At 67.6% G+C, this 24,465-nt stretch carries 16 protein-coding genes; 7 read left to right on the top strand and 9 right to left on the bottom strand.

All coding sequences use genetic code 11. The features are described from left to right. Positions 1–149 precede the first annotated feature (149 nt). From glmS to L810_RS30580, 8 genes are all read right to left on the bottom strand, one after another. Positions 150–1,973: a glutamine--fructose-6-phosphate transaminase (isomerizing) gene (glmS, locus tag L810_RS30615; protein WP_021162106.1), complete on the bottom strand. Its 1,824-nt coding sequence runs from the start codon at positions 1,971–1,973 to the stop codon at positions 150–152. A 127-nt stretch (positions 1,974–2,100) separates the two neighbouring features. Then, the gene (locus L810_RS30610) at positions 2,101–2,589 is read right to left on the bottom strand and encodes a hypothetical protein (RefSeq protein ID WP_021162105.1); all 489 of its coding nucleotides are present in this window, start codon (positions 2,587–2,589) and stop codon (positions 2,101–2,103) included. Next, positions 2,567–3,838: a poly-beta-1,6-N-acetyl-D-glucosamine synthase gene (gene pgaC / locus L810_RS30605; protein ID WP_021162104.1), complete on the bottom strand. Its 1,272-nt coding sequence runs from the start codon at positions 3,836–3,838 to the stop codon at positions 2,567–2,569. The genes L810_RS30610 and pgaC overlap by 23 nt, the downstream gene beginning before the upstream one ends. Further along, positions 3,835–5,925 carry a poly-beta-1,6-N-acetyl-D-glucosamine N-deacetylase PgaB gene (gene pgaB, locus L810_RS30600; protein WP_021162103.1) on the bottom strand — a complete coding sequence of 697 codons (2,091 nt, stop codon included), beginning with the start codon at positions 5,923–5,925 and terminating at the stop codon, positions 3,835–3,837. The genes pgaC and pgaB overlap by 4 nt, the downstream gene beginning before the upstream one ends. Positions 5,926–5,940: 15 nt before the next feature. Then, positions 5,941–8,310 (bottom strand): poly-beta-1,6 N-acetyl-D-glucosamine export porin PgaA, encoded by a 2,370-nt coding sequence (gene pgaA / locus L810_RS30595; RefSeq protein WP_021162102.1) that lies wholly within the window; start codon positions 8,308–8,310, stop codon positions 5,941–5,943. Between the two features lie 105 nt (positions 8,311–8,415). After that, positions 8,416–9,213 (bottom strand): hypothetical protein, encoded by a 798-nt coding sequence (locus L810_RS30590; protein WP_021162101.1) that lies wholly within the window; start codon positions 9,211–9,213, stop codon positions 8,416–8,418. A 63-nt stretch (positions 9,214–9,276) separates the two neighbouring features. Continuing rightward, a complete protein-coding gene (locus L810_RS30585) occupies positions 9,277–9,687 on the bottom strand; it encodes a hypothetical protein (RefSeq protein WP_021162100.1) in 411 nt (136 codons plus the stop codon). A gap of 734 nt (positions 9,688–10,421) precedes the next feature. After that, positions 10,422–11,420 (bottom strand): LysR substrate-binding domain-containing protein, encoded by a 999-nt coding sequence (locus tag L810_RS30580; protein ID WP_021162098.1) that lies wholly within the window; start codon positions 11,418–11,420, stop codon positions 10,422–10,424. 585 nt (positions 11,421–12,005) lie between these two features. Between L810_RS30580 and L810_RS30575 the strand changes: the two genes are divergently transcribed. From L810_RS30575 to L810_RS30545, 7 genes are all read left to right on the top strand, one after another. Continuing rightward, complete coding sequence (locus L810_RS30575; RefSeq protein WP_021162097.1) at positions 12,006–13,421, top strand: circularly permuted type 2 ATP-grasp protein; 1,416 nt, start codon at positions 12,006–12,008, stop codon at positions 13,419–13,421. 64 nt (positions 13,422–13,485) lie between these two features. Next, positions 13,486–14,427: an alpha-E domain-containing protein gene (locus tag L810_RS30570; protein WP_021162096.1), complete on the top strand. Its 942-nt coding sequence runs from the start codon at positions 13,486–13,488 to the stop codon at positions 14,425–14,427. A gap of 8 nt (positions 14,428–14,435) precedes the next feature. Beyond that, positions 14,436–15,413, top strand: a complete 978-nt coding sequence (locus tag L810_RS30565; RefSeq protein ID WP_021162095.1) for a transglutaminase family protein — start codon at positions 14,436–14,438, stop codon at positions 15,411–15,413. Between the two features lie 96 nt (positions 15,414–15,509). After that, complete coding sequence (locus L810_RS30560; RefSeq protein ID WP_021162094.1) at positions 15,510–18,923, top strand: transglutaminase family protein; 3,414 nt, start codon at positions 15,510–15,512, stop codon at positions 18,921–18,923. Positions 18,924–19,140: 217 nt separating this feature from the next. After that, positions 19,141–21,747, top strand: coding sequence for a circularly permuted type 2 ATP-grasp protein (locus L810_RS30555; RefSeq protein ID WP_042976774.1), 2,607 nt, complete (start codon positions 19,141–19,143; stop codon positions 21,745–21,747). Continuing rightward, complete coding sequence (locus L810_RS30550) at positions 21,741–22,790, top strand: transglutaminase family protein (protein ID WP_021162093.1); 1,050 nt, start codon at positions 21,741–21,743, stop codon at positions 22,788–22,790. Before L810_RS30555 ends, L810_RS30550 begins: the two co-directional genes overlap by 7 nt. Positions 22,791–22,974: 184 nt before the next feature. Continuing rightward, positions 22,975–23,247 carry a hypothetical protein gene (locus L810_RS30545; protein ID WP_027791308.1) on the top strand — a complete coding sequence of 91 codons (273 nt, stop codon included), beginning with the start codon at positions 22,975–22,977 and terminating at the stop codon, positions 23,245–23,247. 75 nt (positions 23,248–23,322) lie between these two features. Here L810_RS30545 and pip read toward each other — a convergent pair whose 3' ends face one another. Next, the gene (gene pip, locus L810_RS30540) at positions 23,323–24,255 is read right to left on the bottom strand and encodes a prolyl aminopeptidase (RefSeq protein ID WP_021162091.1); all 933 of its coding nucleotides are present in this window, start codon (positions 24,253–24,255) and stop codon (positions 23,323–23,325) included. Between the last annotated feature and the right edge of the window lie 210 nt (positions 24,256–24,465).

The following is a 24,465-nucleotide window of genomic DNA, read 5'->3' as shown; positions in this document are numbered from 1 at the left end:
CCGGCATGTCGGGCCGATCAGGTCAGCACAGGATTATATACCACTACGTGGTACATATTTCGACCTGGCCGAATGGCCTGCGCGAATGGCCGGCTTCGAGCCGATACGGGGTCGGGACGGCTTCGCGGGGCCGTCCCGGTCGTCCCGCCTTACTCCACCGTCACCGATTTCGCGAGGTTCCGCGGCTTGTCGACGTCGGTGCCGCGCGCGCACGCGGTGTGATACGCGAGCAGCTGCAACGGCACGACGTGCAGGATCGGCGACAGTTGCCCGTAATGCTCCGGCATCCGGATCACGTGCAGGCCGTCGTCGTTGACGATCTGCGTGTCGGCATCGGCGAACACATACAGCTCGCCGCCGCGCGCGCGCACTTCCTGCATGTTCGACTTCAGCTTCTCGAGCAGCGTGTCGTTCGGCGCGACCGTGACGACCGGCATCGCTTCCGTGACGAGCGCGAGCGGCCCGTGCTTCAGTTCGCCGGCCGGATAGGCCTCGGCGTGGATGTACGAGATTTCCTTCAGCTTCAGCGCGCCTTCGAGCGCGATCGGGTAGTGCAGCCCGCGGCCGAGGAACAGCGCGTTTTCCTTGCGCGCGAATTCCTCCGACCACGCGATGATCTGCGGCTCCAGCGCGAGCACGCTGTTCAGCGCGGCCGGCAGGTGGCGCAACTGCTTCAGGAATTCGGCTTCCTGCGCGGCATCGACGTGACCGCGCAGCTTGCCGAGCGTCGCGGCGAGCACGAACAGCGCGACGAGCTGCGTCGTGAACGCCTTGGTCGACGCGACGCCGAGCTCGATGCCGGCCCGTGTCAGGAACCGCAGCGGCGCGTTGCGCGCGATCGTGCTGGTCGCCACGTTGCAGATCGCCATCGACAGTTCCTGGCCCATGTCGCGCGCACGTTCGATCGCGCCAATCGTGTCGGCGGTTTCGCCCGATTGCGAAATGCCGACGACGAGCGTGCGCGGATCGGCCACCGTGTCGCGGTAGCGGAACTCGCTGGCGATCTCGACCTGGGCAGGCACGCCCGCGATCGACTCGAGCCAGTATTTCGCGGTCAGGCCCGCGTAGTAGCTGGTGCCGCAGCCGAGCAGCAGCACGCTCCTGACTCTCGACAGTCGCGCGCGCGCGTCGTCGGTCGTGTCGAACAGCGCCGGCGAGATCGTGTCGATGCCGTCGAGCGTGTTGTCGATCGCCTTCGGCTGCTCGAAGATCTCCTTCTGCATGAAGTGCTGGTACGGGCCGAGCGCGGCGTCGCCTTCGCGCGCCTTCACCTGGCACAGCGGGCGCTGGGCGTCGTGTCCGCCCGAGTCGACCACGGCGATGCGCTCCGGCGTGATCAGCGCGACGTCGCCGTCCTCCAGGTAAACGAAGCGGTCGGTCAGGTCGCCGAGCGCCGCGCAATCCGACGCGAGGTAGTTCTGTTCGGCCCCGATGCCGATCACGAGCGGCGAGCCCGCGCGCGCGGCGACGAGGCGTTGCGGCTCGCGCGCGCTGAGCACGGCGATCGCGTATGCGCCGTGTAGGCGCTTCACCGCGCGCACGACCGCGTCGAACAGGTCGTCGCGATAGAGGCTGTGGATCAGGTGCGCGATCACCTCGGTGTCGGTCTGGCCGCGAAACGTGTAGCCGCGCTCGCGCAGCTCCGCGCGCAGCGCGTCGTGGTTCTCGATGATGCCGTTGTGCACGACCGCGATCGTGTCGCCGGACATGATCGGATGCGCGTTCATTTCCGACGGTGCGCCGTGTGTCGCCCAGCGCGTATGCGCGATGCAGGTCCGCGCCTCGAGGCCCAGCGTCAGCACGCGCGCCTGCAGGTCGGTCACGCGCCGCAGCGTGCGCTCGCTGCGCAGGCGGCCGTCGTCCTGCACGGCGATGCCGCACGAATCGTAGCCGCGATACTCGAGCCGGCTCAGCGCATTGACCAGTTGCGGCACCTGATTGTTCAGGCCGCTTGCTCCGACGATTCCGCACATGATTCACCTCGTCCGCAAAAACTGCAAAAGGTTGCCGGCCTGCCGGCACAGCGCGGCAGTGCGGCTTCAGGAGTGGCGCCGCGCGGCACCGACGCGGCCCCGTGCGCGGCGGCGCGGCTCCGCTGACCTACTCGCGGGGCGGCGGCCCCGCGTGGGCGACCCATTCGATGCCTGAAATCGAGCCGTTCGCGTCGTGCGACGCGACGAGAATGCGCGTCGTGCGGCGCGCGCCGCGCCGCCGGGCGCTCGCCAGCACGGTCGGCGGCACCGAGCGCACCTTCGCGCTGGCCGAACGCCGCAGCATCTTCGACACGCGCAGCCGGAACGCCAGCGGATGCACGACGCGCCCGGCGATCAGCCACATGACGATGGTGCCCGCGATGATCGCGATGCTGGTCGCGTAGAACACCATCTGTTCGATCGGCATCTCGGCCGGGTTGAACGGCAGCAGGTAGCGATACGTATAGATGCAGATCGACGCCCATACGGCGCCCACCAGCGCGGGCCGCAGGAGCCGGAACCAGACGACCAGCGCGGGCCCGGCGACGCGGCCGCGTTCGGCGAGCATTTCGCGCGGCGTGCGCAGGGAGAGGTCAATAATCGGCGCGTTCTTCATGTTGAATGCCTCGGTCGGGGCTGACCCACACGGCCCGCTTGCCGCGGCCCCGCAGCACGACGGCCGGCAGGGCGACGACGGTAGTGATCATGCTGATCAGCCAGAAAGCAACGGGGTACCAGATGGTGTCCAGGAAGTACATCAGGAGTTTTTCGTCATACTGACGATCGATCATGCTGCCGATGATCAGTTGCAGGATGCAGGTCGCAACCAGCAACATCCCGTGCCAGTGCGGCACGACCGATACGTGCCAGCTCAGCGGCAGCGGATGGACGACGTTCACCAGCGCGAGCAGCAGGATGAACGACATCGAATAGGCCCACGCGATGCCGATCAGGTACTCGGCGAACAGCGGCCACATCATCATCTGCGTCGGCCGGGCGAGCGTGCCCGCATATTTCAGCAGCACCTGGATGCCGCCTTTCGACCAGCGCAGCCGCTGCCGGTAGAGCCCCATCAGCGTCTCGGGCATCAGGATCCAGCTGAGCGCGTGCGGCTCGTATACGACGCGCCAGTCGCGGCATTGCAGCTTCCAGCTGATGTCGATGTCCTCGGTCAGCATGTCCGAGCTCCAGTAGCCGACGTCGGCGAGCGCGGTCTTGCGGAACATCGTGACGACGCCCGACACCGTGAAGATGCGGCCGTACACCTGCTGCGTGCGCTTGATCAGCCCGACGATCGACGAGAATTCGCCGACCTGCATGCGGCCGAGCAGCGACGTGCGCGTGCGGATGCGCGGGTTGCCGGTCACGGCGCCGACGCCCGGGTCGGTCAGGAAGTGCTCGAGCATCCAGCCGATCGCATCGTGCGCGAGCAGCGAATCGCCGTCGATGCACAGCAGGTATTCCGCGTTCGATACCGCGGCCGCGGTCGTGAGCCCGACCGCCTTGCCTTCGTTGCGCGCGTGATGGATCACGAGCAGCCGCGGGATCTCGACGGCCAGTTCGTTGAGAATCTCGCCGGTGCGATCCCGGCTGCCGTCGTTGACCGCGATGATGTCGTAGTTCGGATACTGCATCCCGTCCAGGTGTTGGATCACGCTGCGCGCGTTCGCGGCTTCGTTGAAGCAGGGCACGACGATCGAGATCTTCGGGATGCCGCTCGCCGCGATCGTGCGCGTCGACAGCACGCGCCCTTCCTCGAGCAGGAAGTAATGGACGACACCGCCGATCATCCACAGATACGACATGAAGAACGGGTAGTAGAAGACGAAATCCTGCAGGCGCTGGATGATGCTGTGGCTGGTCATGGCGTCTTCGTCCCCTGTGTCTTCTGCATCTGCATCAGCGCGTTGATCGAGGTCGGATCGAGGCGCGACTTCAGCGACATCACGTCGCGCATCGTGTCGAGATCCGGCTGGTTGTTCAGGAAGTTGTCCGGGTAGTAGCCGAAGTTCACCGCGCCCTTGCTGCGCAGGCGCCGCATCTGCGCGAGCAGCGCGGTGCCGCCGATGTCCTTGCGCGCGTGCCAGTCGTACGACTGCAGCTCGAACACGGTGCGCCTGGTGCCGAGCTGTTTCGCGCGGACGGCGTCGACGAGCTGGTCCATCCAGCGTTCGGGGTCCTGCGCCTGTTCCATGTACGGCATCGCCATCAGCGCGACGAAGTCGTAGGTGGCGAGGAAATCGTCGTAGTTCTGCGCGAACCACGCTTCCGATTCCGGCTTCAGCACCGGCAGCGCGAAGATGTTGCGCGCCGTCAGCACGTCGCCCGCGTTCTGGTTCGCGAGCACGATCTGTTCTAGCTGGCGCGTCAGGTCGATCAGGTAGCGGCTCTTCTGCCGCGTCCAGCGCTTCATCAGGTCGGGTGTCGCGCGGATCTTGCCGATGTCGGCCGGCAGGCCCCATTGCGCATACGTGCTCAGCGCGTGCCGGCCGGCGTCTTCGTAATCGTCGAGCACGGCGTCGTCGCTGAACAGGATGCCGCTGAACGACGCGTACTTGCCGAGATCCTCGTAGATCTGCTCGATGAACAGCCGCGCTTCGGGGTCGAACGGGCTCAGGCGGTACACGCGCGAGCCGTTCTCGCGCGCCGGCGCGCCGCCGTATGCGCTGACGGCCTCGAGGCCGCGATGCTGGTCCGCCCGCGGCCGGAACGCGAGCACCGGCATCCACGCGTACACCTGCACGTTCGAGCGCGTGCTGAGCTGCCAGGCGGCGCGCGAGAACAGGTCGCCGCGCATCGGCAGGTGCCGGTTCGGGAAATACAGCGATTCCGCGACACCCGTGCCCTTCGGGTCGGCGAATGCCTGCAGGTACACCGATTTCGGCTGCATCCGGTAGATGCGCTCGATCAGCTTGCCGAGATTCGCTTCCTGGCGCGCCGGATCGGGATCGTAGACCTGGTCGAGATCGACCTGCACGACGCGCTCGGGAATGTCGACGTCGCCGCGGTTGGAGGCCGGCTCGCGCATCGACCGCTCGAACCCGCCGATGTCGACGTCGTACATCATCAGGATCCGCCGCAACCGGTCGAGCGGCACGTCCGGCGTATTCGGGCCGGCGTCGAGGCTGAACTGGATATCCATGCCGAGCGACGTCGAGATCTTGCGCACGGGCTGGTTTTCCGCGCCGTATGGCCAGACCATCGAGCGTGCGACGATGCCGGTGCGTTCACGGATCTGCCGCACGCACGTCTGCAGGTCGTCGTGCACGCGCGCTTCGAATTCGGCGTCGGTTTCATAGCGTTTCTGGTCCTGCAGGTAAAGGTGCGACGTGGTCGCCGGCAGTTCGTTGCCCTGCGGATTCGCGACCGCGCCGTGATGAAGGTTGTGGGTGTGGCAGCCGAGCTCGACGAATTCCGACTGGCCGACCTTCTTCACCTGGTCCCACGTCATGAAGTAGTCGCGCGGCATCTGGATCTTGTCGCTGATCTTGATCGGCGTATCCAGCGGCGCGTCGATCCAGGCGGTGACGATGCCCATCACGGCCGGATACTTGAAGCGCTCGAGCAGCGGCAGGACTTTCGTGTAGTGGCTGCTGTAGCCGTCGTCGAACGTGAGCAACACCGCGCGCGGCGGCAGCGGCTTGCCGCCGTGCCGCGACGCTTCGATCTGCTTGACCGTGATGGTGTGATAGTTGTTGGTCTGCAGCCACGAGAAGATGGCCGTCAGCGTGCCGGTGTCGACCGCGTACGGATCGACCATCGTCGACGACGAGAACGTCGCGAGCAGGTTGTCGCGCACGTCATGCAGGCAGATCACGCGGAACGTCTTGCCGTCGACCGGATCGGACGGCGGCAGCAGGTCGATCATCCTGGCGTTCGCCACGCCGGGGAACAACGAACAGGCCGCAAACGTACCGAGGCATCCGCACATGAAGGTCCGTCTGGATTGCATTGTGCGATCTCCTTGCTAGAACGGCAGGTTGACCGACAGGAAGCCGGTTTCGGAGCGCTCGCGCTGGCCGTCGTACGCATGACTGCTGATTTCGACGCCGTAGGTCAGCGTGATGTCGTGCTTGAACGTCCACGCGTGCTCGAGGCGCGCGGTCCACAGCGGGCTCGTGCCGAAGCCGCGCTCGTTGTACACACCGCCTGACGCCGACAGGCGCTGCTGCAGCGACATGTCGCCCTTCTTCCACAGCGTCAGCTGGTGCATGACGGTCGCCGCGGCCGCATAGTCGCGGCCCGGGTTGAAGTAGGGGGCGTCCTGGCGCGTGTTGCTGTCGGTGCCGAGGTCCAGCGACACGTTGACGAGCTGGTTCGCGGACGTGTACACGCGCTGCGTGCCCGTCGCGGAAATCTCCTGGTGCAGGTTCGAATCGCTGTAGCGGCTCACGCCGTAGCTCAGCTTGACTTCGCGGCGGTCGCTCTGCCGATACACGATCGAGACGTTCGCGGAGCGGCCCCAGATGTGCGCGGCATACGCCTTCCACGGCAGCGAGTTGTCGTTGGTGTCGAGCCCGGCGCCGACCGTCCAGTAGTCGTTCAGCGCGTACGCGATCGACCCGCGGCCGCCGGTTCGGCCGTCCGAGCCGAACGAGCGCGTGACTTCGCCCAGCACGGTGAGCGGCCCGTGCCGGTAGTCGCTGCCGACGCCCGTGCGCGTGCGGCTGACGCTGCCGCCGTCGGTCTGGGCATGGCCGAAGAACGTATGCGAGAAGACACGCCAGTTGTCGCCGAACGGTTGGGAATACACATAGCTGTCCGACGTGAAGCTGTTGTCGGCCAGTGCGCTGTTGCCGTGCTCGAAGCTCAGGTCGGTCGTGAACACGGGGCTGCGGTACGCCTTGTAGTCGCGCTTGAACCCGCGCACGGCGCCGCTGTCCGGGAACGTGTTGCCCAGGGTCTGGTCGACGTTCCTCGCGCTCGCGTAATCGTCCGCCGTAAGCGATGCGCGGCCGAGCCCCGCGAGCATCTCGACGCTGTCCGGGTGGTCGGTCAGCGACGCACGATACATCGCGATCGCCTGGCGCGGATGCGACTGGCCCGAGACGGCGTCGGCATGCGCGGCGCGGACTTCAGCGTTGAACGGCACTTCCTTCTCGAGCTTTTCCAGCGAGGCGATCCCTTCGTCCACCCGGCCCGTATAGATCAGGTATTGCGCGCGCAGCCGGTAGTAGCGCAGGTAGTCGTCGTTTTCCGGCCCCCAGGTGCGCACGTCCTTGGCCGGCGGCAGCGATTTGCCCATGTCCTCGAGCACCTGGTTCGCATCGGCCGCGCGTCCCTGGTCGACGTACGACCAGAACAGCCCCTCGCGCAATTCGATCGGGCGCGTGCGTGCGCCGTACTGGAAGCCGCGCGTCGCGATGTCGGCCTGCGGCGCGGTCGCCTGCTTCAGCGCGCGCTGGTATACCGCGTTTGCCTTGCCCGGTTCGCTCAGGTACAGGTACGCATCGCCGACGGCCGCCAGTGCGTCGATCGAGATCTCCGCGTCCGGCGGAATCGTCTCGAATGTCGCGACGGCCTGCTTCATCTCGCCGCGTGCCGCCAGCGCTACCGTCCGGTCGCCGGCGAGCGCCGTCCTGACCGGCGAATACTCGGGCGTGGACGGCATCCGCTTGTCGAGGTCGTTCGCGGCGGCGAGCGCGCTGTCGATCCCGTCGAAGCGGTCGGGGCTCGTCATCGAGCGCGACTTGTCGCGTCCGCCGCGCACCTGCTGGCGGATCGACAGTTCCTCGAGCCGCGCGAGATCGACCGCGGAGAACACGTCGGGGCGCGCTTTCGCTTCCTCCAGCGCCTTGATCGCGCCGCCGCTCGACGCGAGACCGAACACGTCGTTGCGGACCGTGGCCGGATCGGCGGTGCGGAGGTCGGGTATCTGCGCGTTCGGCGCCTGGGCTTCGGGTACCTGGGAGGCAGGCGGCTGCGCGCCGGGGGTCTGTGCATTCGGCGCCGGCATGCCGGGTGTCGACGAACTCGACGTCGGCGCTCCCGGCGTTTGCGGACCGGGCGGCTGACCGGACTGTGGAGCGGACTGTGAAGCGGCGGGCGTTGACGCGTCGGGCATCTGCGCACTCGATGCCTGCGCGATCAGCGTCCGCGCATTCGGCGGTTGTGCATCCGGCGCGGGCGAACCTTGTGCCGACGCGTCGGGCGGCCCCCGATCCGGTGCGCCGGCAGACCCGGCGATTTCACTGATGCGGCCGCCCGACTCCGTATCGCCTTCGGCGGAGAAGCAGGGGCCGGACGCGACGAGCAGCAATACCAGTGGCGCATGCAGGAGGATCCGCCGGTTGGACGGAGCGACGGCCGTGCAGGATTGTTGATGATTGTTGGCCACGAGGTGTCCTCCTTTCGAAACGATCACATCGGTGACACGCGTGACGACGCACGTCGTCGCGTGTCGCGCGGCCGGGCTGCGAGTGCCCGGCAATGCGGCGCCGGCTCACAGCCGGTTACGGATCGCCTGGCCGAGCAACGCACGCGATTCGCTGTTCGTCGGGTCGATCGCGAGCGCGCGGCTCGCGTTTTGCTCGACACAGTTCCATTCGTCGATCACCGCACACGAGCGCGCCTTCGCCAGCGCACGCGCGCTTTCCAGTTCCGCGTGCGTGACACTCGCCGTCTGCATGCGCGTGGCGTCTGTGCGGTATGTCCGGGGTTTGGGCGCGAAGTCCATCCGCTTGTCCGTGCCTGCCAGCGTGTCCGCATGCGGCGGCCGATGCGTGGCGCCGTGCCGCGTGGCGGCGCGACCGGAGGCGGTTGCCTGCTGCGTACCGGCCGCGAGTGCCACCGGTGGCGCATGCGGCGGCCGCCGGTGCGTCGCGACGGCGCGGGAAGCGGGGTGCGGCGCGGGTTCCGGTGCGACCGTGAGCGTGACGGGCGGCACGGTCGATACCTCGGGTGCTGCCGACGCCGACGCGGCCTGCCATGGCGGCGCGGGCGGTGTGGCCTGCGCGCGTGTCGACGCCGGCACGGGCGCGACGGATGTGCCGGACGACGCGCTCGCGCGGGAGGCCAGGGTCACGATCGCGTTGCGATACTTTCCGACCGCAGTGCCGATTGCGCCGGAAATGTCGTGCGCCACGCTCGGGTGGCCGACTGTCGTGTCTCGCTCGGCATACGCGAAGAGGCCGAAGATCGTGGCAAACGCGACGAAGCTGAGTGCTGCATTCTTTCCCGGGCCCCAGGAGGGTTTCGGCTGGGGGGCGGGCGAGCGGTCCGGTCGTTCGGCAGGAGGCATGCAATGCTCCTCGATTCGATGCGCGGCGGTGAATGGCGTGATCGGGGCGGGGTCAGGCGGGACTTACCATCGCAACTGCGTGGTGAGTGCGCCGGTTTCCACGATCGCGAACTGGGTGGCTCCCTGGTACGTTCCCTCCACCCGGTAACTTGCGTCGGGCACGCTGAACAGGCAGCGCGACCCGGACGCGTTGAACTCGACGAGCACGCGTCCATGGCGGCGCAGCCGCACCTGCACATTGGCAAGCGGCTGCCCGGTGCTGGCCGAAGCAAACGACACGCCCAGGTTGTACGGCCGGCCGTCGGGAGGCAGCGGCGCCGTGCCGTCGATCCGCGCGTCGCCGCAGATATACGAGATCACGTAGCGCCCGTCGCCCGGCCCCGACGCAGGCGTCTGGGCCGTTGCATTCATGCAGAGCGCGGAGAGGGCGGCGCTCAGGAAAGGGCGAGCGTGCTGTCGAATCGAGGAAGGCATTGCAACCTCCGTTCCGGAATCAATGACGAGTATTTATTCCGAGTCAAATCTGCCAGCGTTCTTTTTGCGACACGCTATTGATACACGATGGATTGCGAACCAACAATCGCGTGTGGCCCGAATGGGACGGCGGTGAAATATCCTATTTACACAGGATAAGGACGGATTTGTTTGACTCTCTTAATACTGAAGAAAGTCGATATTGCCGAATATGAATATTGCTATTCGGTAGCGATGATCCCGCACGCATTGAATCACGTCTGTCGTATCGACATTCGTGCCGAAAAATAACGACTGATAAAAGAAATGTTTGCGGCTGTGTGTGCGGCGGATCGATGTCGGTTCGGGTACAGGTCGAGCGAAATGAAAAGGGCGGCGTGACGTTGTTAGTATTTTAGAGTGTTGCGGGTGAATCGAAACTTTTAATTTGTTCTGTAACAGGGTGTTTCTGTTCTGATAATCAGATGGAATATTCCGGTGCATCGTGCCGGATGTAAAAGAATCGAGTCACGAAATGCAAACGTTTGCGATTCCACTGATAACGATTACCGGTCTGTCGCGTTATTTTTCGGGTTGCGACGGGATCGCTATTTGCTGGCGGAAAAGCGGGTCGCGTTCGCCGGGAAGCGGCGCGGATGCATGCGCATACCGCATGGCTGAAATTCGCGGTTGCGTTCGCGTCGTTGCCGGACACGACGCGAACGCGAACGCAATCAAGATCACAATCGCGAAGATCAGCGGTTGGCGCCCGCGCTGCGCCGCGCGATGCGCATCGCCGGCGCGGATGCCTGTTCGTCCGCGCCGAGTGCACCTTCGACCGCCGCGCGCGGCCGGTTCATGATGTACGTCCACAGTTGCTCGGCCGCGAGCCCGCGCTTGCGGGCCGACCGATACAGGCGGATCTCGAGTTCGGTGATCCAGTCGCCGGAACCCGCGCATACGAGCGTGCCTTCCGCGAGCTCCTTCGCAACGCAGCTTTCCGGCAGCCAGCCGATCCCGTGCCCGGCCACGACCATGCCCTTCAACGCCTCGGACATGTGCGTCTCGAAGCACCGGTGCACCACGTACGGCTCGGTTGCGTTCAGCAGCAGCATCTCGACGATGTTGCCGAGGAACGCGCCCGACGAATACGCGAGCAGCGGCAGCGGTGCGTCGGGTGTGCCCGGCAGCTGGAACACGGGCTTGCCGCGTGCATCGGGCGTCGATACGGGCAGGATCCGTTCGACGCCGAGGCTGACGAACGGGAAGTGGTTCGGGTCGAGCACGATCGGCAACTGCGGATGGTGATAGCCGAGCAGCAGGTCGCATTCACCTTCGACGAGCTGCTGCACGCCCTCCGGTACGTTCACCGCGTTCACGCGCGCGGTCACGTGGCCGACCTCGCCGTTGAGCTGCTTGAGCCATTCGGGGAACAGCGTGAAGACGAGCGTATGGGCGACCGCGAAACGCACGACCTGATCGCTGGCCGCGAACTGGTCGTAGCCGTTCACGAGATTGCGCGCCGCATACATGCTGCGCAGGATGTCCGCGGCGAGCCCGCGGAACATCTGGCCGGCCGGCGTCAGCGTGATCGGGTTGATGCTCCGGTCGACCAGCTTCGCGTCCATCCAGGTTTCGAGTGCGGCAATTCGTCTGCTGAATGCCGACTGCGTGAGGTGCCGGTGACGTGCGGCCCGGGAAAAACTCTTGGTATCCGCAAGGCTCAGGAAATCTTCCAGCCACTTTGCTTCCATTTCGATCTTCGCTTTTTATAGTCGGGCGCCTGAAGGGCGGCACCCCGTGCTGCACCAATTTTCTAGCGTACCGCGCCTCGCGTGGGTCGGCCCGATGTTTTTTTTCGATCGGTGTCAGTCGAAATATGCATGGGCGTTGTCGGCGGGATTACGGCTGCATAGCGTTGAGGTGCCGGATCCGGCTAACCGGACAGTTCACAGCATCGAACTGCCGGCGCGCCGCAGACGGTACTTCCCCCAGGGCCGGTTGCGCCGTGTGCGTGCCGGCCCGCCTCCATTGTGGCGGCCCGGTGCCGGGTCGCGCCGTTTTTTGTGCAGTGCAGATTGCACATTCGTGACACGCGGGGGAACTATGTTCGGAAGTCGCGGCGCAGCATCGGCCGTGCGCGCCTGCGACGCACCGTCGTTGCACGTCGCGCCGGGCGCTGCACCACCGTGGTGCGCAATGTCGGCCGGGCGTGCCTGGCACGGCGCAAAAAGGGGGGATTATCGAGGGAGCCCGCAAGGCACGTTCCTTGCAACGCAGTCGTTACGCCGGTCCGGCATGCGCAATGCCGGGGAAACGATCGATGGAGAAAAAGATCGATGAAGCCATTCGATGAAATGCTGCAATCCGGCGACATGGTAAGGGCGCCTTACGCGCGCCTGAAGCAGTGGCTCGACACGCAGAATCCCGCGAGCCTCGCCCAGAAAGCCCACGACGCGGAAGGCGTGTTCCGCAAGACGGGCATCACGTTCGCCGTCTACGGCGACGCGGAGGCCGCCGAGCGGCTGATTCCGTTCGACATCGTCCCGCGCATCATCTCGGGCACGGAATGGAGCCGGCTGTCGCTCGGCATCGAGCAGCGCGTGATGGCGCTCAACGCCTTCCTCGACGACATCTACCATCGTCAGGAAATCGTGCGCGCCGGCATCGTGCCGAAGCACCTGATCGCGCACAACGAAGCGTTCATCCCGGAGATGATCGACTTCCGGCCGCCCGGCAACGTTTACACGCACATCATCGGCGTCGACATCGTGCGCACCGGCGAAAACGAGTTCTACGTGCTGGAAGACAACGCGCGCACGCCGTCCGGCGTGTCGTACATGCTGGAAAACCGCGAAACGATGATGCAGCTCTTCCCGGAGCTGTTCCAGCAGGTGAAGGTGCGCCCGGTCGAAACCTATCCGCAGATGCTGCGCCAGTCGCTCGCGGCCGTATGCCCGCCGGGCGGCAACGCCGACAACCCGACCGTCGCCGTGCTCACGCCGGGCATCCACAACTCCGCGTACTACGAACATTCGTTCCTCGCCGACCAGATGGGCGTGCATCTCGTCGAAGGCAGCGACCTGCAGGTGATCGACGGCCGCGTCGCGATGCGCACGACCGAAGGTTTCCAGCCGATCGACGTGCTGTACCGCCGCGTCGACGACGCGTTCCTCGATCCGCTCACGTTCCGCCCCGATTCGGTGCTCGGCGTCGCGGGGATCATGGACGTCTACCGCGCGGGCAACATCACGATCGCGAACGCGCCCGGCACGGGCATCGCCGACGACAAGGCGATCTACTCGTACATGCCGGAGATCGTCGAGTTCTACACGGGCCGCAAGGCGCTGCTGGAGAACGTGCCGACCTGGCGCTGCGGCGAGGCCGACAGCCTGAAGTACGTGCTCGACCATCTCGACGAACTGGTCGTGAAGGAAGTGCACGGCTCGGGCGGCTACGGGATGCTGGTCGGGCCGGCCGCGTCGAAAGCGGAGATCGAGGCCTTCGCCGCGAAGCTGCGCGCGCGCCCCGCGAACTACATCGCGCAGCCGACGCTCGCGCTGTCCACGACGCCGATCCTGACCGACGCCGGCCTTGCGCCGCGCCACGTCGACCTGCGGCCGTTCGTGCTGGTGTCGGACCGGATCCGCATCACCCCGGGCGGGCTCACGCGGGTCGCGCTGAAGGAGGGATCGCTCGTCGTCAACTCGAGCCAGGGCGGCGGCACCAAGGACACCTGGGTGCTGGCCGACTGAGCCGGATGCTACCGCGCGCGCCGGAGCCGGCGCGCGAACCGAACGAAGACGGAGTGGACACGAGATGCTTCTGGGACGTACTGCAAGCGGTCTCTACTGGATGTACCGCTATATCGAGCGCGCGGAGAACATCGCGCGCATCGTCGATGCCGGGCTGCGGATGGCGCTCACGCGCACGTCCGACGCGCCGGCCGAATGGTCGTCGGTGCTCGTCAGCTCGGGCACGGATGAAGGTTACCGGCAGAAATACGACGCGTATGCGGCCGATACCGTGACCGACTACCTGTTGCGCGACCGAGACAACCCGTCGAGCGTGCTGTCGTGCATCGAGGCGGCGCGCTCGAATGCGCGGATGGTGCGCACGGCGCTTACGCGCGAGGCGTGGGAGAGCGTTAACGGCGCTTGGCTCGCGCTGCGCCGCGCGCTCGCGCAGCCGGTGCCGGAAAGCGAGCTGCCGGCCGTGCTCGACCAGGTGAAGCGCGAAACCGCGCTGATCCTCGGCAGCTTCTACAGCACGATGCTGCGCAACGAGATCTTCGATTTCGCGCAGATCGGCGCGTTCGTCGAGCGCGCCGACAACACCGCGCGCATCATCGACGTGAAATACCACCTGCTGCTGCCGTCGGTGTCGCACGTCGGCACGATCCTCGACAACTACCAGTGGGAGACGATCCTGCGCTGCGTCGCCGCGCACCGTTCGTACCGCTGGGTGTACGACGTGCAGTACAAGCCGATGAACATCGCCGACTACCTGATCCTGAACGGCCGCATGCCGCGTTCGCTGCGCTATTGCTACGGGCGCGTCGTGTCGAGCCTGAACCTGCTCGCAAAGGATTACGGCGTGACACACCCGTGTCACGACACGGCCACGAAGATCCTGCAGATGCTGTCCGATACGTCGGTCGAGCGGATCTTCAAGAGCGGCCTGCACGAATTCCTGACCGACTTCATCGGCCGCAACAACAGCCTCGGGATCGAAATCGCCCAGGCTTACAACTTCGACTGAGACTTGCCATGCGACTCGCCATTCGACACATCTCGCGTTATCAGTTCGACGATCAAGCCACCCATGCGCTGCAACGGCTGCGGCTGCGCCCGCAATCGGGCCCCGGGCAGACGGTGCGCGCGTGGCAGGTCACGATCGACGGCGTCGAGCCGTCGCTGTCGTACGCCGACGGGCTCGGCAACCGCATCGACCTCGTGCGGCACGAGCGCGGCGCGAAGGCCGAGATCGTCGTCGTCGCGGCCGGCGTCGTCGAGACGCAGGACCGCGCCGGCATTCTCGGCAATCCTGAAGGCTATGCGCCGCCGTGGATCTTCGAACGCGAGACCGCGCTCACGAAGGCCGGCGACTCCGTGCGCGAGCTCACGGAAGCGCTGCCCATCGACCCGCGCGGCCTCGACGCATTGCACTGGCTGATGACGGAAGTGCATGACCGCATCGCGTATGCGCCGAACCTGGCCGCCGACGCGCCCGTCGACGCGGAAACCGCGCTGCAAAGCGGCGAGGGCACGAGCCGCGACCACGCGCATGCGTTCATCGCGGCCGCACGCGTGCTGAAGATTCCCGCCCGCTATATCTCGGGCTACGTGCTGGCGGACAGCGCGATGCAGCGCATCGCCGACGCGAAGCAGAACCTGGGTGACGACGAGGCGGAAGAAGCGCTCGCGCTGCAGAGCGGCGAGGGCATGCAGCAGGTGCTCGGCGCGTCGCACGCCGCGCAATCGCAGGGGCTGCCGCAGCCGTCGCTCGGTGCGCAGCCGCAAGCGACCGGGCTGATGCAGCAGCCGGCCGGCCATGCGTGGGCCGAGGCCTATGTCGAAGGGCTCGGCTGGGTCGGGTTCGATCCGTTCATGAATCGCTGCCCGGACGAGCGCTACGTGCGCATCGCGGTCGGCCTCGACTATCGCGACGCGCAGCCGGTGACGGGGCTCGGCGCGACGGCGGTCGGCGTCGAGATCAGCGTCGTGCAGACACCCGAGCTCGTCTGACCCGACGCGCGCTTTCGCCGAATCCGCCAGGCCGGGCCGCCGCGTCGCGTTGAACGCGACGCGGCGCGCGGCCGGCCCAACCCGAACCGAGCTCCCATGTCCATCCACGTCGCGCTGCATCACACCACCCGCTATCGCTACGACCGGCTCGTCAACCTCGGCCCGCAGGTCGTGCGGCTGCGGCCCGCGCCGCACTGCCGGACGCCGATCCTCGCGTATTCGATGACGGTCGAGCCCGCGCAGCACTTCATCAACTGGCAGCAGGACCCGTTCTCGAACTATCTCGCGCGGCTCGTGTTTCCGGAGCGCACCGAGCACTTCGAGATCACGATCGATCTCGTCGCCGAGATGTCGGTGTACAACCCGTTCGACTTCTTTCTGGAGGCGAGCGCGGAGCAATACCCGTTCAGCTATGACGATGCGCTGAAGACCGAACTCGCGCCGTATCTCGCATGCGACCCGCAGACGAGCGCGGCGCCGCTGTTCCGCGCGTACGTCGAAGGCGTCGATCGCACGCCGGCCGGCACCGTGAACTTCCTCGTCGCGCTGAACCAGCAGCTGCAGCGCGACATCGGCTATCTCGTGCGGATGGAGCCGGGCGTGCAGACGCCCGAGCAGACGCTCGAGCTGGCGTCCGGCTCGTGCCGCGACAGCGCATGGCTGCTCGTGCAGCTGTGCCGCCATCTCGGCATCGCCGCGCGTTTCGTGTCGGGCTACCTGATCCAGCTCACGCCCGACGTGAAGTCGCTCGACGGCCCGAGCGGCACGTCGGTCGACTTCACCGACCTCCACGCATGGTGCGAGGTGTACCTGCCGGGCGCCGGCTGGATCGGCTTCGACCCGACCTCGGGCCTGCTCGCGGGCGAGGGCCACATTCCGCTGGCCTGCACGCCGCAGCCGACGAGCGCCGCGCCGGTCGAGGGGCTGATCGACGAGTGCGAGGTGTCGTTCGAGCACGAGATGACCGTGACGCGCGTGTACGAATCGCCGCGCGTGACGAAGCCGTATACGGATTCGCAATGGGACGCCGTACTGGCGCTCGGCTCGCAGGTCGACGGCGCACTTGCGGCCGGCGACGTGCGGCTCACGCAGGGCGGCGAGCCGACCTTCGTGTCGATCGACGATCGCGACGGTGCCGAGTGGAACACCGACGCGCTCGGCCCGACCAAGCGTGGTTACGCGACCGAACTCGTGCAGCGGCTGCGCGCCGAGTACGGCGACGGCGGCTTCCTGCATTTCGGGCAGGGCAAGTGGTATCCGGGCGAGCAGCTGCCGCGCTGGGCGCTGTCGATCTTCTGGCGTGCCGACGGCCAGCCCGTGTGGCACGACCCGTCGCTGTTCGCCGACGAGCGCGAGCCGTCCGCGTATACGACCGACGACGCGAAGCGCTTCATCGATGCGCTCGCCGCGCGGCTGAACCTGACCGGCGAATTCATCCGGCCCGGCTACGAGGACGTGTGGTACTACCTGTGGCGCGAGCGCCGGCTGCCGGTCAACGTCGACCCGTTCGACTCGCGCCTCGACGACGAGCTCGAACGCGCGCGGCTGCGCAAGGTGTTCGAGCAGCAGCTCGACAGCGTGGTCGGCTACGTGCTGCCGGTCAAGCGCGTGGACACGGCGCCGGGCCTCGACGGGCCGCGCTGGCAGACGGGGCCGTGGTTCTTCCGCGACGAGCGGATGTACCTCGTGCCCGGCGATTCGCCGATGGGTTATCGGCTGCCGCTCGATTCGCTGCCGTGGGCCAGCCGCGCCGACTATCCGTATCTCGTCGAGCGCGATCCGTTCGCGCCGCGCGACGCGCTGCCGGAAGCCGCCGCGATCCGCGCGCGCTACGCGGGGCCCGCCGATGCGCCGCGCTACCTGTCCGGCGTGCATCGCGAGGCGTCCGCGCAGACCGTGATGCAGTGGCGCGACGACGGTACGGCCGGGAACGGTCGGCCTGCCGCGCGCGACCCGGGTCGCGTACCCGAGCGCTTCGAATCGGCCGCATGGATCACGCGCACCGCGCTGTGCGTCGAAGTGCGCAACGGCATCCTGTACCTGTTCATGCCGCCGCTTGCCGCGCTCGAGGATTATCTCGACCTGCTCGGCGCGATCGAGCTGACCGCGCACGCGCTGGGCGTGAAGCTCGTGCTCGAAGGCTATCCGCCGCCGCGCGACGCGCGGCTGAAGCTGCTGCAGGTCACGCCCGATCCCGGCGTGATCGAGGTGAACATCCATCCGGCCGCCAACTTCGACGAGCTCGTCGACCACACCGAATTCCTGTACGACGCCGCGTGGCAGTCGCGGCTGTGCAGCGAGAAATTCATGGTCGACGGCCGCCACGTCGGCACCGGCGGCGGCAACCACTTCGTGCTCGGCGGCGCGACGCCGGCCGACAGCCCGTTCCTGCGTCGCCCGGACCTGCTCGCGAGCCTGATCGCGTACTGGCACAACCATCCGTCGCTGTCCTACCTGTTCTCGGGGCTGTTCATCGGGCCGACCAGTCAGGCGCCGCGCGTCGACGAGGCGCGCAACGACCAGCTCTACGAGCTCGACATCGCGTTCGCCGAGATCCAGCGCAACAAGCTGCTGTTCGGGCAGGACATGCCGCCGTGGCTGGTCGACCGCGTGCTGCGCAACCTGCTGATCGACGTGACGGGTAACACGCACCGCAGCGAATTCTGTATCGACAAGCTGTATTCGCCCGACTCGTCGACCGGCCGGCTCGGCCTGCTCGAACTACGCGCGTTCGAGATGCCGCCCCATGCACGGATGAGCATCGTGCAGCAATTGCTGCTGCGCGCGCTGGTCGCGCGTTTCTGGGCCGCGCCGTACACGACGCCGCTCACGCGCTGGGGCACCGCGCTGCACGACCGCTTCATGCTGCCCGAGTTTCTTCAGATGGATTTCGACGACGTGCTGGCCGAACTGCGCGACGCCGGTTTCGCGTTCGATCCGGCGTGGTTCGCGCCGCACTTCGAATTCCGCTTCCCGCTGTTCGGCCAGATCGCGGTGAACGGCATGCAGCTGTCGCTGCGCGGCGCGCTGGAACCGTGGCACGTGATGGGCGAGGAGGGTGCGCCCGGCGGCACGGTGCGCTACGTCGATTCGTCGGTCGAACGGCTCGAAGTGCGCGTGACGGGGCTGAACGACAACCGCCACGTCGTGACCGTCAACGGCCGCGCGTTGCCGCTGCAGCCGACCGGCACCGTCGGCGAATACGTCGCGGGGGTGCGCTACAAGGCGTGGTCGCCGCCGTCCGCGCTGCATCCGACCATCGGCGTGCACGCGCCGCTCACGTTCGACATCGTCGACACGTGGCTGCAGCGCTCGCTCGGCGGCTGCCGCTACCACGTCGCGCATCCGGGCGGACGGAACTACGCGACGTTCCCGGTCAATGCCTATGAAGCGGAGAGCCGCCGGCTCGCACGCTTCGTCGAGATGGGGCATACGCCGGGGCGGATGGAGGTCGCGCCCGCCGCGCCGAGCCGCGAGTTCCCGTTCACGCTCGATTTGCGGCGGCCGTGACCGGACGATGACGAGGCGGACGACGAGGCGCGGTGGGCGGTCTCCCGGCGAACGGGGTGATGGCCGCCCCGCCGGAATGCTAGGATGCGGGCAGATCGCGGCCGCGCGCCGCAGCAGCCTGCCGCTGGTGCGGCCGTGCGCATGCACGGTTGCACCCTGAAGACGGAACGACACCGTGCCGCCCATAAACACCGACCATCTCGCCGCCCTCGACGCGATGCCCACGCTTTTCGATACCGGCGCGCAGCCGGATGCCGCGGAACTGGCCGCCGCGCTCGCGGCGCCGGCGGCCGCCGGCCGCTACGACGAACTGCGTGGCAGCGCGGCCGGCCTGAACGCGCCTGCGCTCGCGCCCGCGTGGCGCAGTTTCTTCACATCGATCGGCAGCGACGGCGTGGCCGACCTCGATCGCCGCGCCGATGCGCTGCACCGGCGCATGCGCGAGAACGGCCTGTTCTACCAGCTGCACGAGCAGCGCGCCGGCGACGGCGCGGCCGGCCCGTGGTCGCTCGACCTGCTGCCGCTGATCGTCACGCCCGAGGACTGGGTCGCGATCGAGCGCGGCGTGCTGCAGCGCGTGCGGCTGCTCAACGCGACGCTGGCCGACCTGTACGGGCCGCAGACGATCCTCGAGCGCGGGCTGCTGCCGCCCGCGCTCGTCACCGGGCACCCCGGCTACCTGCGCGCGATGCGCGGCGCGAGCGTGCCGGGCGACACCTGGCTGCACGTGGTCGCGTTCGATCTCGCGCGTGGCCCGGACGGGCAGTGGCGGATCGTCGCGCAGCACACGCAGGGCGCGGCCGGCCTCGGCTACCTGCTCGAAAACCGGCTGATCGTGTCGCGGCTCTTTCCGCGCGGGTTTCGCGGGCTGCGCGTGCAGCGGCTCGCGTCCGCGTACCGCGCGCTGCTGCAGAGCATGCAGGCGCTCAGCCCGGCCCGCAAGAACTCGCGGATCGTGCTGCTGACGCCGGGGCCGCACAGCGCGACGTATTTCGAGCACGCGTATCTCGCGCGCTATCTCGGCCTCACGCTCGTCGAGGGCGGCGACCTGACCGCGCGCGACAACCGCGTATTCCTGAAGACGCTGAGCGGCCTCGAACCCGTGCACGGCATCCTGCGGCGCGTCGACGACGCGTGGCTCGATCCGCTCGAACTGCGGCCTGATTCGATGCTCGGCGTGCCGGGGCTGCTGCAGGCCGTGCGCGCGGGCAATGTGCTGCTCGCGAACGCGCCGGGCTCGGGCTTCCTCGAATCGCCAGCGATGCTCGGCTTCATGCCGCGTCTCGCGGAAGGGCTGCTCGGCGAAACGCTGACGCTGCCGGCCGTGCATTCGTGGTGGTGCGGCGAGGCGGCGGCCTGCGACGACGCGCTGCCGCAACTCGCGCGCGCCATCGTGAAGGCATCCTATCCACCCGAGGTGCAGGCTGGCGGCGCGTTCGAGCCGGTGATCGGCGCGCGGCTCACGCAGGCGCAGCTGGCCGAGTGGCGCGCGCGGATCCTCGCGCGGCCCGAACACTACACGGTGCAGGCCGACCTGCCGCTGTCGCAGGCGCCGACCTGGCCGCGTCAGGACGCGCCCGACGGCCACGGCGGCGCGCGTATCGTGCCGAAGCCGGTGCTGTTGCGCGTCTTCGCGCTCGCCGACGGTGCGCAGCGCTGGCGGCTCCTGCCGGGCGGGCTGTCACGGGTCGGTACACGCGACACGCTGTTCAATGCGCCGATGCCGCGCGGCGGCAGCACCGTCGATACATGGGTGATGACCGAAGGCATCGTCGATTCGACGACGCTGCTGCAGACGCATCTCGGCCCCGACGACCTCGTCGAACGGCCGCGCGCGATCGCGAGCCGTGCGGCCGAGAACCTGTTCTGGCTGGGCCGTTACACCGAGCGCGCGACCAACCTGATGCGGCTCGCGCGCGCGGCGCTCGAACGGCTGCGTGGCGAGGACGACGTCGACAGCCCCGCGCACCTGGAGCTGCTCGACACGCTGTGCCGCGACACCGGCCTGATCGCGGCCGATGCACCGAATGCCGTCGATGCGCCGCGTGCGTTCCAGCACGCGCTCGCGACGTCGCTCACGCGCGGCGCGGATCGCACGTCGGGCATCGCGTCGTGCCTGTTCGGGATGCGTGGCGCGGCTGCCGCGATCCGCGAACGGCTGTCGAGCGACCAGTGGCGCCTGATCGACGACGCGACCCAGCTGTTCGCGGACAGCGCGGGCCAGCCGGAAGCCGAGGAACAGATCGGCAACGACGCGCTGCAGTTGCTGGAGCGCCTCGGCCTGCTGCTCGGCGCGATCACGGGCGCGCAGACCGACAACATGACGCGCGACGACGGCTGGCGGCTGCTGTCGATCGGCCGGCAGATCGACCGGCTGGACTTCCTGTGCAGCGTGCTGAAGTGCGCGTTCGACGAAGGCGCCGTGCACCGGCAGGACGGCTTCGAGCTCGTGCTGGAGTTGTTCGACAGCACGATCACGTTCCGTTCGCGTTTCCAGCGCGGCTTCGATGTCGCGCCGCTGCTGTCGCTCGTCGTGCTCGATACCGACAATCCGCGCTCGCTCGGCTGGGTCGTGCAGGCGCTGCGGGGCCGGCTGACGAAGGTCGAGCGCAGCGAAGGTTATGCGTTGTCCGAACTGGCCGAGACGGTTCCGGACGTGCCCGCGTGGTCGCTGCACGAGCTGTGCGAAACCACCGACGGGGGCCGGCACGGCAAGCTGCTCGAAGCGCTCGACACGACGGCGAAGGCGGTCTGGGAACTGTCGAACCGGATCGGCGAGCGCTATTTCAGCCACGTACGCGAGGCGGGCAGGACGTTATGGTGACGACGAAGGGCGCGGGGAAAGCCCCACCGGGTTCCGGCGATGCACGGAACGCATCGGCATCGGCATCGGCCGCGAAAGCAACGACCGCCGAGGTCGCGCCGGGCCGGTTGCTGCGCGTCACGCACGACACCGAATACCGTTACGCGGCGCGCGTCGAATCGGCGCAGCACCAGGCACGGCTGCAACCGCTCGCGACGCCGCGCCAGCAAGTGCTGTCGTTCGCGCTCGACATCGATCCCGCGCCGGAATCGGTCTGTACCGAGATCGACGCATTCGGCAACGCGCGCGCATCGTTCGCGTTGAACCTGCCACATGACGCGCTGCTCGTGCGCAGCCGCAGCACGGTACGCGTGACGCCGCCCGTGTGGTCGCGCGGTGCGCGCGGCGCGCCGCCGCCCGCCATCGCGCATCCCGACGCGAAACAGGCGACTGCGTGGGAAGCCGTGCGCGATCGCCTGCGGTTTCGCGCAGGGCAGCCTTACGATGCGGCGAGCGAATTCGTGTTCACGTCGCCGCATGTCGCGTGCGACGCCGAACTCGCCGCGTATGCGGCCGCGAGCTTCACGCCGCAACGGCCGCTCGTGCAGGCTGCCTGGGACCTGATGCGGCGCGTGCATGCCGATTTCGCCTATACGCCGAACAGCACCGACATCACGACATCGGCGCTCGATGCGCTGCGCTTGCGCAAGGGCGTGTGCCAGGATTTCGCGCACGTGATGATCGGCGCGCTGCGCTCGCTCGGGCTGGCCGCACGTTACGTGAGCGGCTACCTGCTGACGCAGCCGCCGCCCGGGCAGCCGCGGCTGATCGGCGCCGATGCGTCGCATGCGTGGGTCGAGGTGTACGACCCGGCATGGCCCGAGGACAACGGCTGGCTGCAGCTCGATCCGACCAACGATCGCGCGCCGGGCGACGACTACGTGATGCTGTCGATCGGCCGCGACTACGCGGACGTGACGCCGCTGCGCGGTGTGATCCGCGGCGGCGGTGCGGATCAGGAGCTGAAGGTCGGTGTGACGGTGGAGCCGCTCGACACGCCGTAATGTCGCCCGATGCCGCGTGCCCGCGCGCATGGCGGTTTAAGTCTTCGTTAATACTGCACGCCTAGCATGGCCATGCCGGCGAACGGATCTTGGTTGATTCGGGCGCCGGCGGCACGCGCGGGTGCGTCGGCGTCACGGCGCCGCACCGTCGCGCAGCGCCATTCCCTTGCAACGGCGGCGGATCATGATCAAGACTTTCGACTACACGCTCGGCAGCGAGACGATTGCGCTTTGTGCGAGCTTCGGCGCGGGGCCGGCGTGGCGCCGCGTGCTCGTGAGCCGTGCGGATTCGATGGAGACGCTGGTGGTGCTCGACGCGCGCGGCCTGTCGGGCTTGCTGAAGGTGGCGACCGAAGCGCCGGAGGGGCTGCTCGACGACGCGATCCGCAAGGTCGGCGACGAGCAGCTCGTCGAGCGGGCGATCAGCGGCAGGGCGATCGTCGAAACCGCGCTTTGATCGCACGATGCGGCGCAGCGCAGCGTGTGCCGGCAGGCATGGCCGCACACGCCGCATCGCATCCCGTCGTGTCGGTTACGCCGCGAACCGGTCCGTGGCCGCGATCAGCGCCTCCAGGATCCCAGGTTCGTTGTACGCATGCCCGGCACCGGGCACGATCTCGAACGTCGCATCCGGCCACGCCTTCGACAGTTCCCATGCGGTGCGGGCAGGCGTCGCGACGTCATAGCGGCCCTGCACGATCACGCCCGGAATGCCGGCGAGGCGATGCGCGTCACGCAGCAACTGGCCTTCCTCGACGAAACCCTGGTTCACGAAGTAATGATTCTCGATGCGCGCGAACGCGAGTGCGTAGTGGCCGTCCGCGAAGTGCGCGGCGAGTGCGGGGTCGGGCAGCAGCGTGATCGTGCGGCCTTCCCAGATGCTCCACGCGCGCGCGGCTTCGAGCTTCGCGGCCTCGTCGTTGCCGGTCAGCCGGCGATGGTAGGCGGCCATCAGGTCGCCGCGCTCCGCTTCCGGAATCGGTGCAAGGAAGGCTTCCCACAGGTCGGGGAACAGCCACGACGCGCCTTCCTGGTAGTACCACAGCACTTCCGCGCGACGCATCGTGAAGATGCCGCGCACGACCAGCGCACTCACGCGCTCCGGGTGCGTTTCCGCATACGCGATCGACAGCGCGCTGCCCCACGAGCCGCCGAACACGAGCCATTTTTCCGCGCCGACCATCTCGCGCAGGCGCTCGATGTCGGCAACCAGATGCCATGTCGTGTTGTTCTCGAGGCTCGCATGCGGCGTCGAGCGCCCGCAGCCGCGCTGGTCGAACAGCAGGATGTCGTAGCGCTCCGGATCGAACAGGCGGCGATGGTCGGCGCTGCAGCCGGCGCCGGGGCCGCCGTGCAGGAACACGGCGGGCTTGCCGGCGGGGTTGCCGCAGCGCTCCCAGTAGATGCGGTGGCCGTCGCCGGTGTCGAGATGGCCGTGGGCGTAGGGTTCGATCGGTGGGTACATGGGAGGGGACCGTAAGGAAGGGTGGCAGGAATTATGCGCGAAATATTCTGCGGGTGATGCGGCATACCGGTCGTTTTGTCGTTTTGATGCGGTGCCGCGGCGACAGGCGGGGCGATGCGCTGGCGCCGGATTGCATGCTGGCCGGCGCCGTGCGTGGATCCGAGCGTTTGCGCTAATCTGCGGGTTCTGTCAAAAAAATACATAACAGGG

This window comes from Burkholderia sp. AU4i (assembly GCF_000466765.1).
GTDB lineage: Bacteria > Pseudomonadota > Gammaproteobacteria > Burkholderiales > Burkholderiaceae > Burkholderia > Burkholderia cepacia.
The sequence above is the reverse complement of the archived record's forward strand: the minus strand, read 5'-3'. Positions and strand labels throughout refer to the sequence as shown.

Coding starts and splice junctions, on each gene's coding strand:
- glmS (WP_021162106.1), bottom strand. CDS start 1,973: ATGTGCGGAATCGTCGGAGCAAGCGGCCTGAACAATCAGGTGCCGCAA.
- L810_RS30610 (WP_021162105.1), bottom strand. CDS start 2,589: ATGAAGAACGCGCCGATTATTGACCTCTCCCTGCGCACGCCGCGCGAA.
- pgaC (WP_021162104.1), bottom strand. CDS start 3,838: ATGACCAGCCACAGCATCATCCAGCGCCTGCAGGATTTCGTCTTCTAC.
- pgaB (WP_021162103.1), bottom strand. CDS start 5,925: ATGCAATCCAGACGGACCTTCATGTGCGGATGCCTCGGTACGTTTGCG.
- L810_RS30590 (WP_021162101.1), bottom strand. CDS start 9,213: ATGCCTCCTGCCGAACGACCGGACCGCTCGCCCGCCCCCCAGCCGAAA.
- L810_RS30585 (WP_021162100.1), bottom strand. CDS start 9,687: ATGCCTTCCTCGATTCGACAGCACGCTCGCCCTTTCCTGAGCGCCGCC.
- L810_RS30580 (WP_021162098.1), bottom strand. CDS start 11,420: ATGGAAGCAAAGTGGCTGGAAGATTTCCTGAGCCTTGCGGATACCAAG.
- L810_RS30575 (WP_021162097.1), top strand. CDS start 12,006: ATGAAGCCATTCGATGAAATGCTGCAATCCGGCGACATGGTAAGGGCG.
- L810_RS30570 (WP_021162096.1), top strand. CDS start 13,486: ATGCTTCTGGGACGTACTGCAAGCGGTCTCTACTGGATGTACCGCTAT.
- L810_RS30565 (WP_021162095.1), top strand. CDS start 14,436: ATGCGACTCGCCATTCGACACATCTCGCGTTATCAGTTCGACGATCAA.
- L810_RS30560 (WP_021162094.1), top strand. CDS start 15,510: ATGTCCATCCACGTCGCGCTGCATCACACCACCCGCTATCGCTACGAC.
- L810_RS30555 (WP_042976774.1), top strand. CDS start 19,141: ATGCCCACGCTTTTCGATACCGGCGCGCAGCCGGATGCCGCGGAACTG.
- L810_RS30550 (WP_021162093.1), top strand. CDS start 21,741: ATGGTGACGACGAAGGGCGCGGGGAAAGCCCCACCGGGTTCCGGCGAT.
- L810_RS30545 (WP_027791308.1), top strand. CDS start 22,975: ATGATCAAGACTTTCGACTACACGCTCGGCAGCGAGACGATTGCGCTT.
- pip (WP_021162091.1), bottom strand. CDS start 24,255: ATGTACCCACCGATCGAACCCTACGCCCACGGCCATCTCGACACCGGC.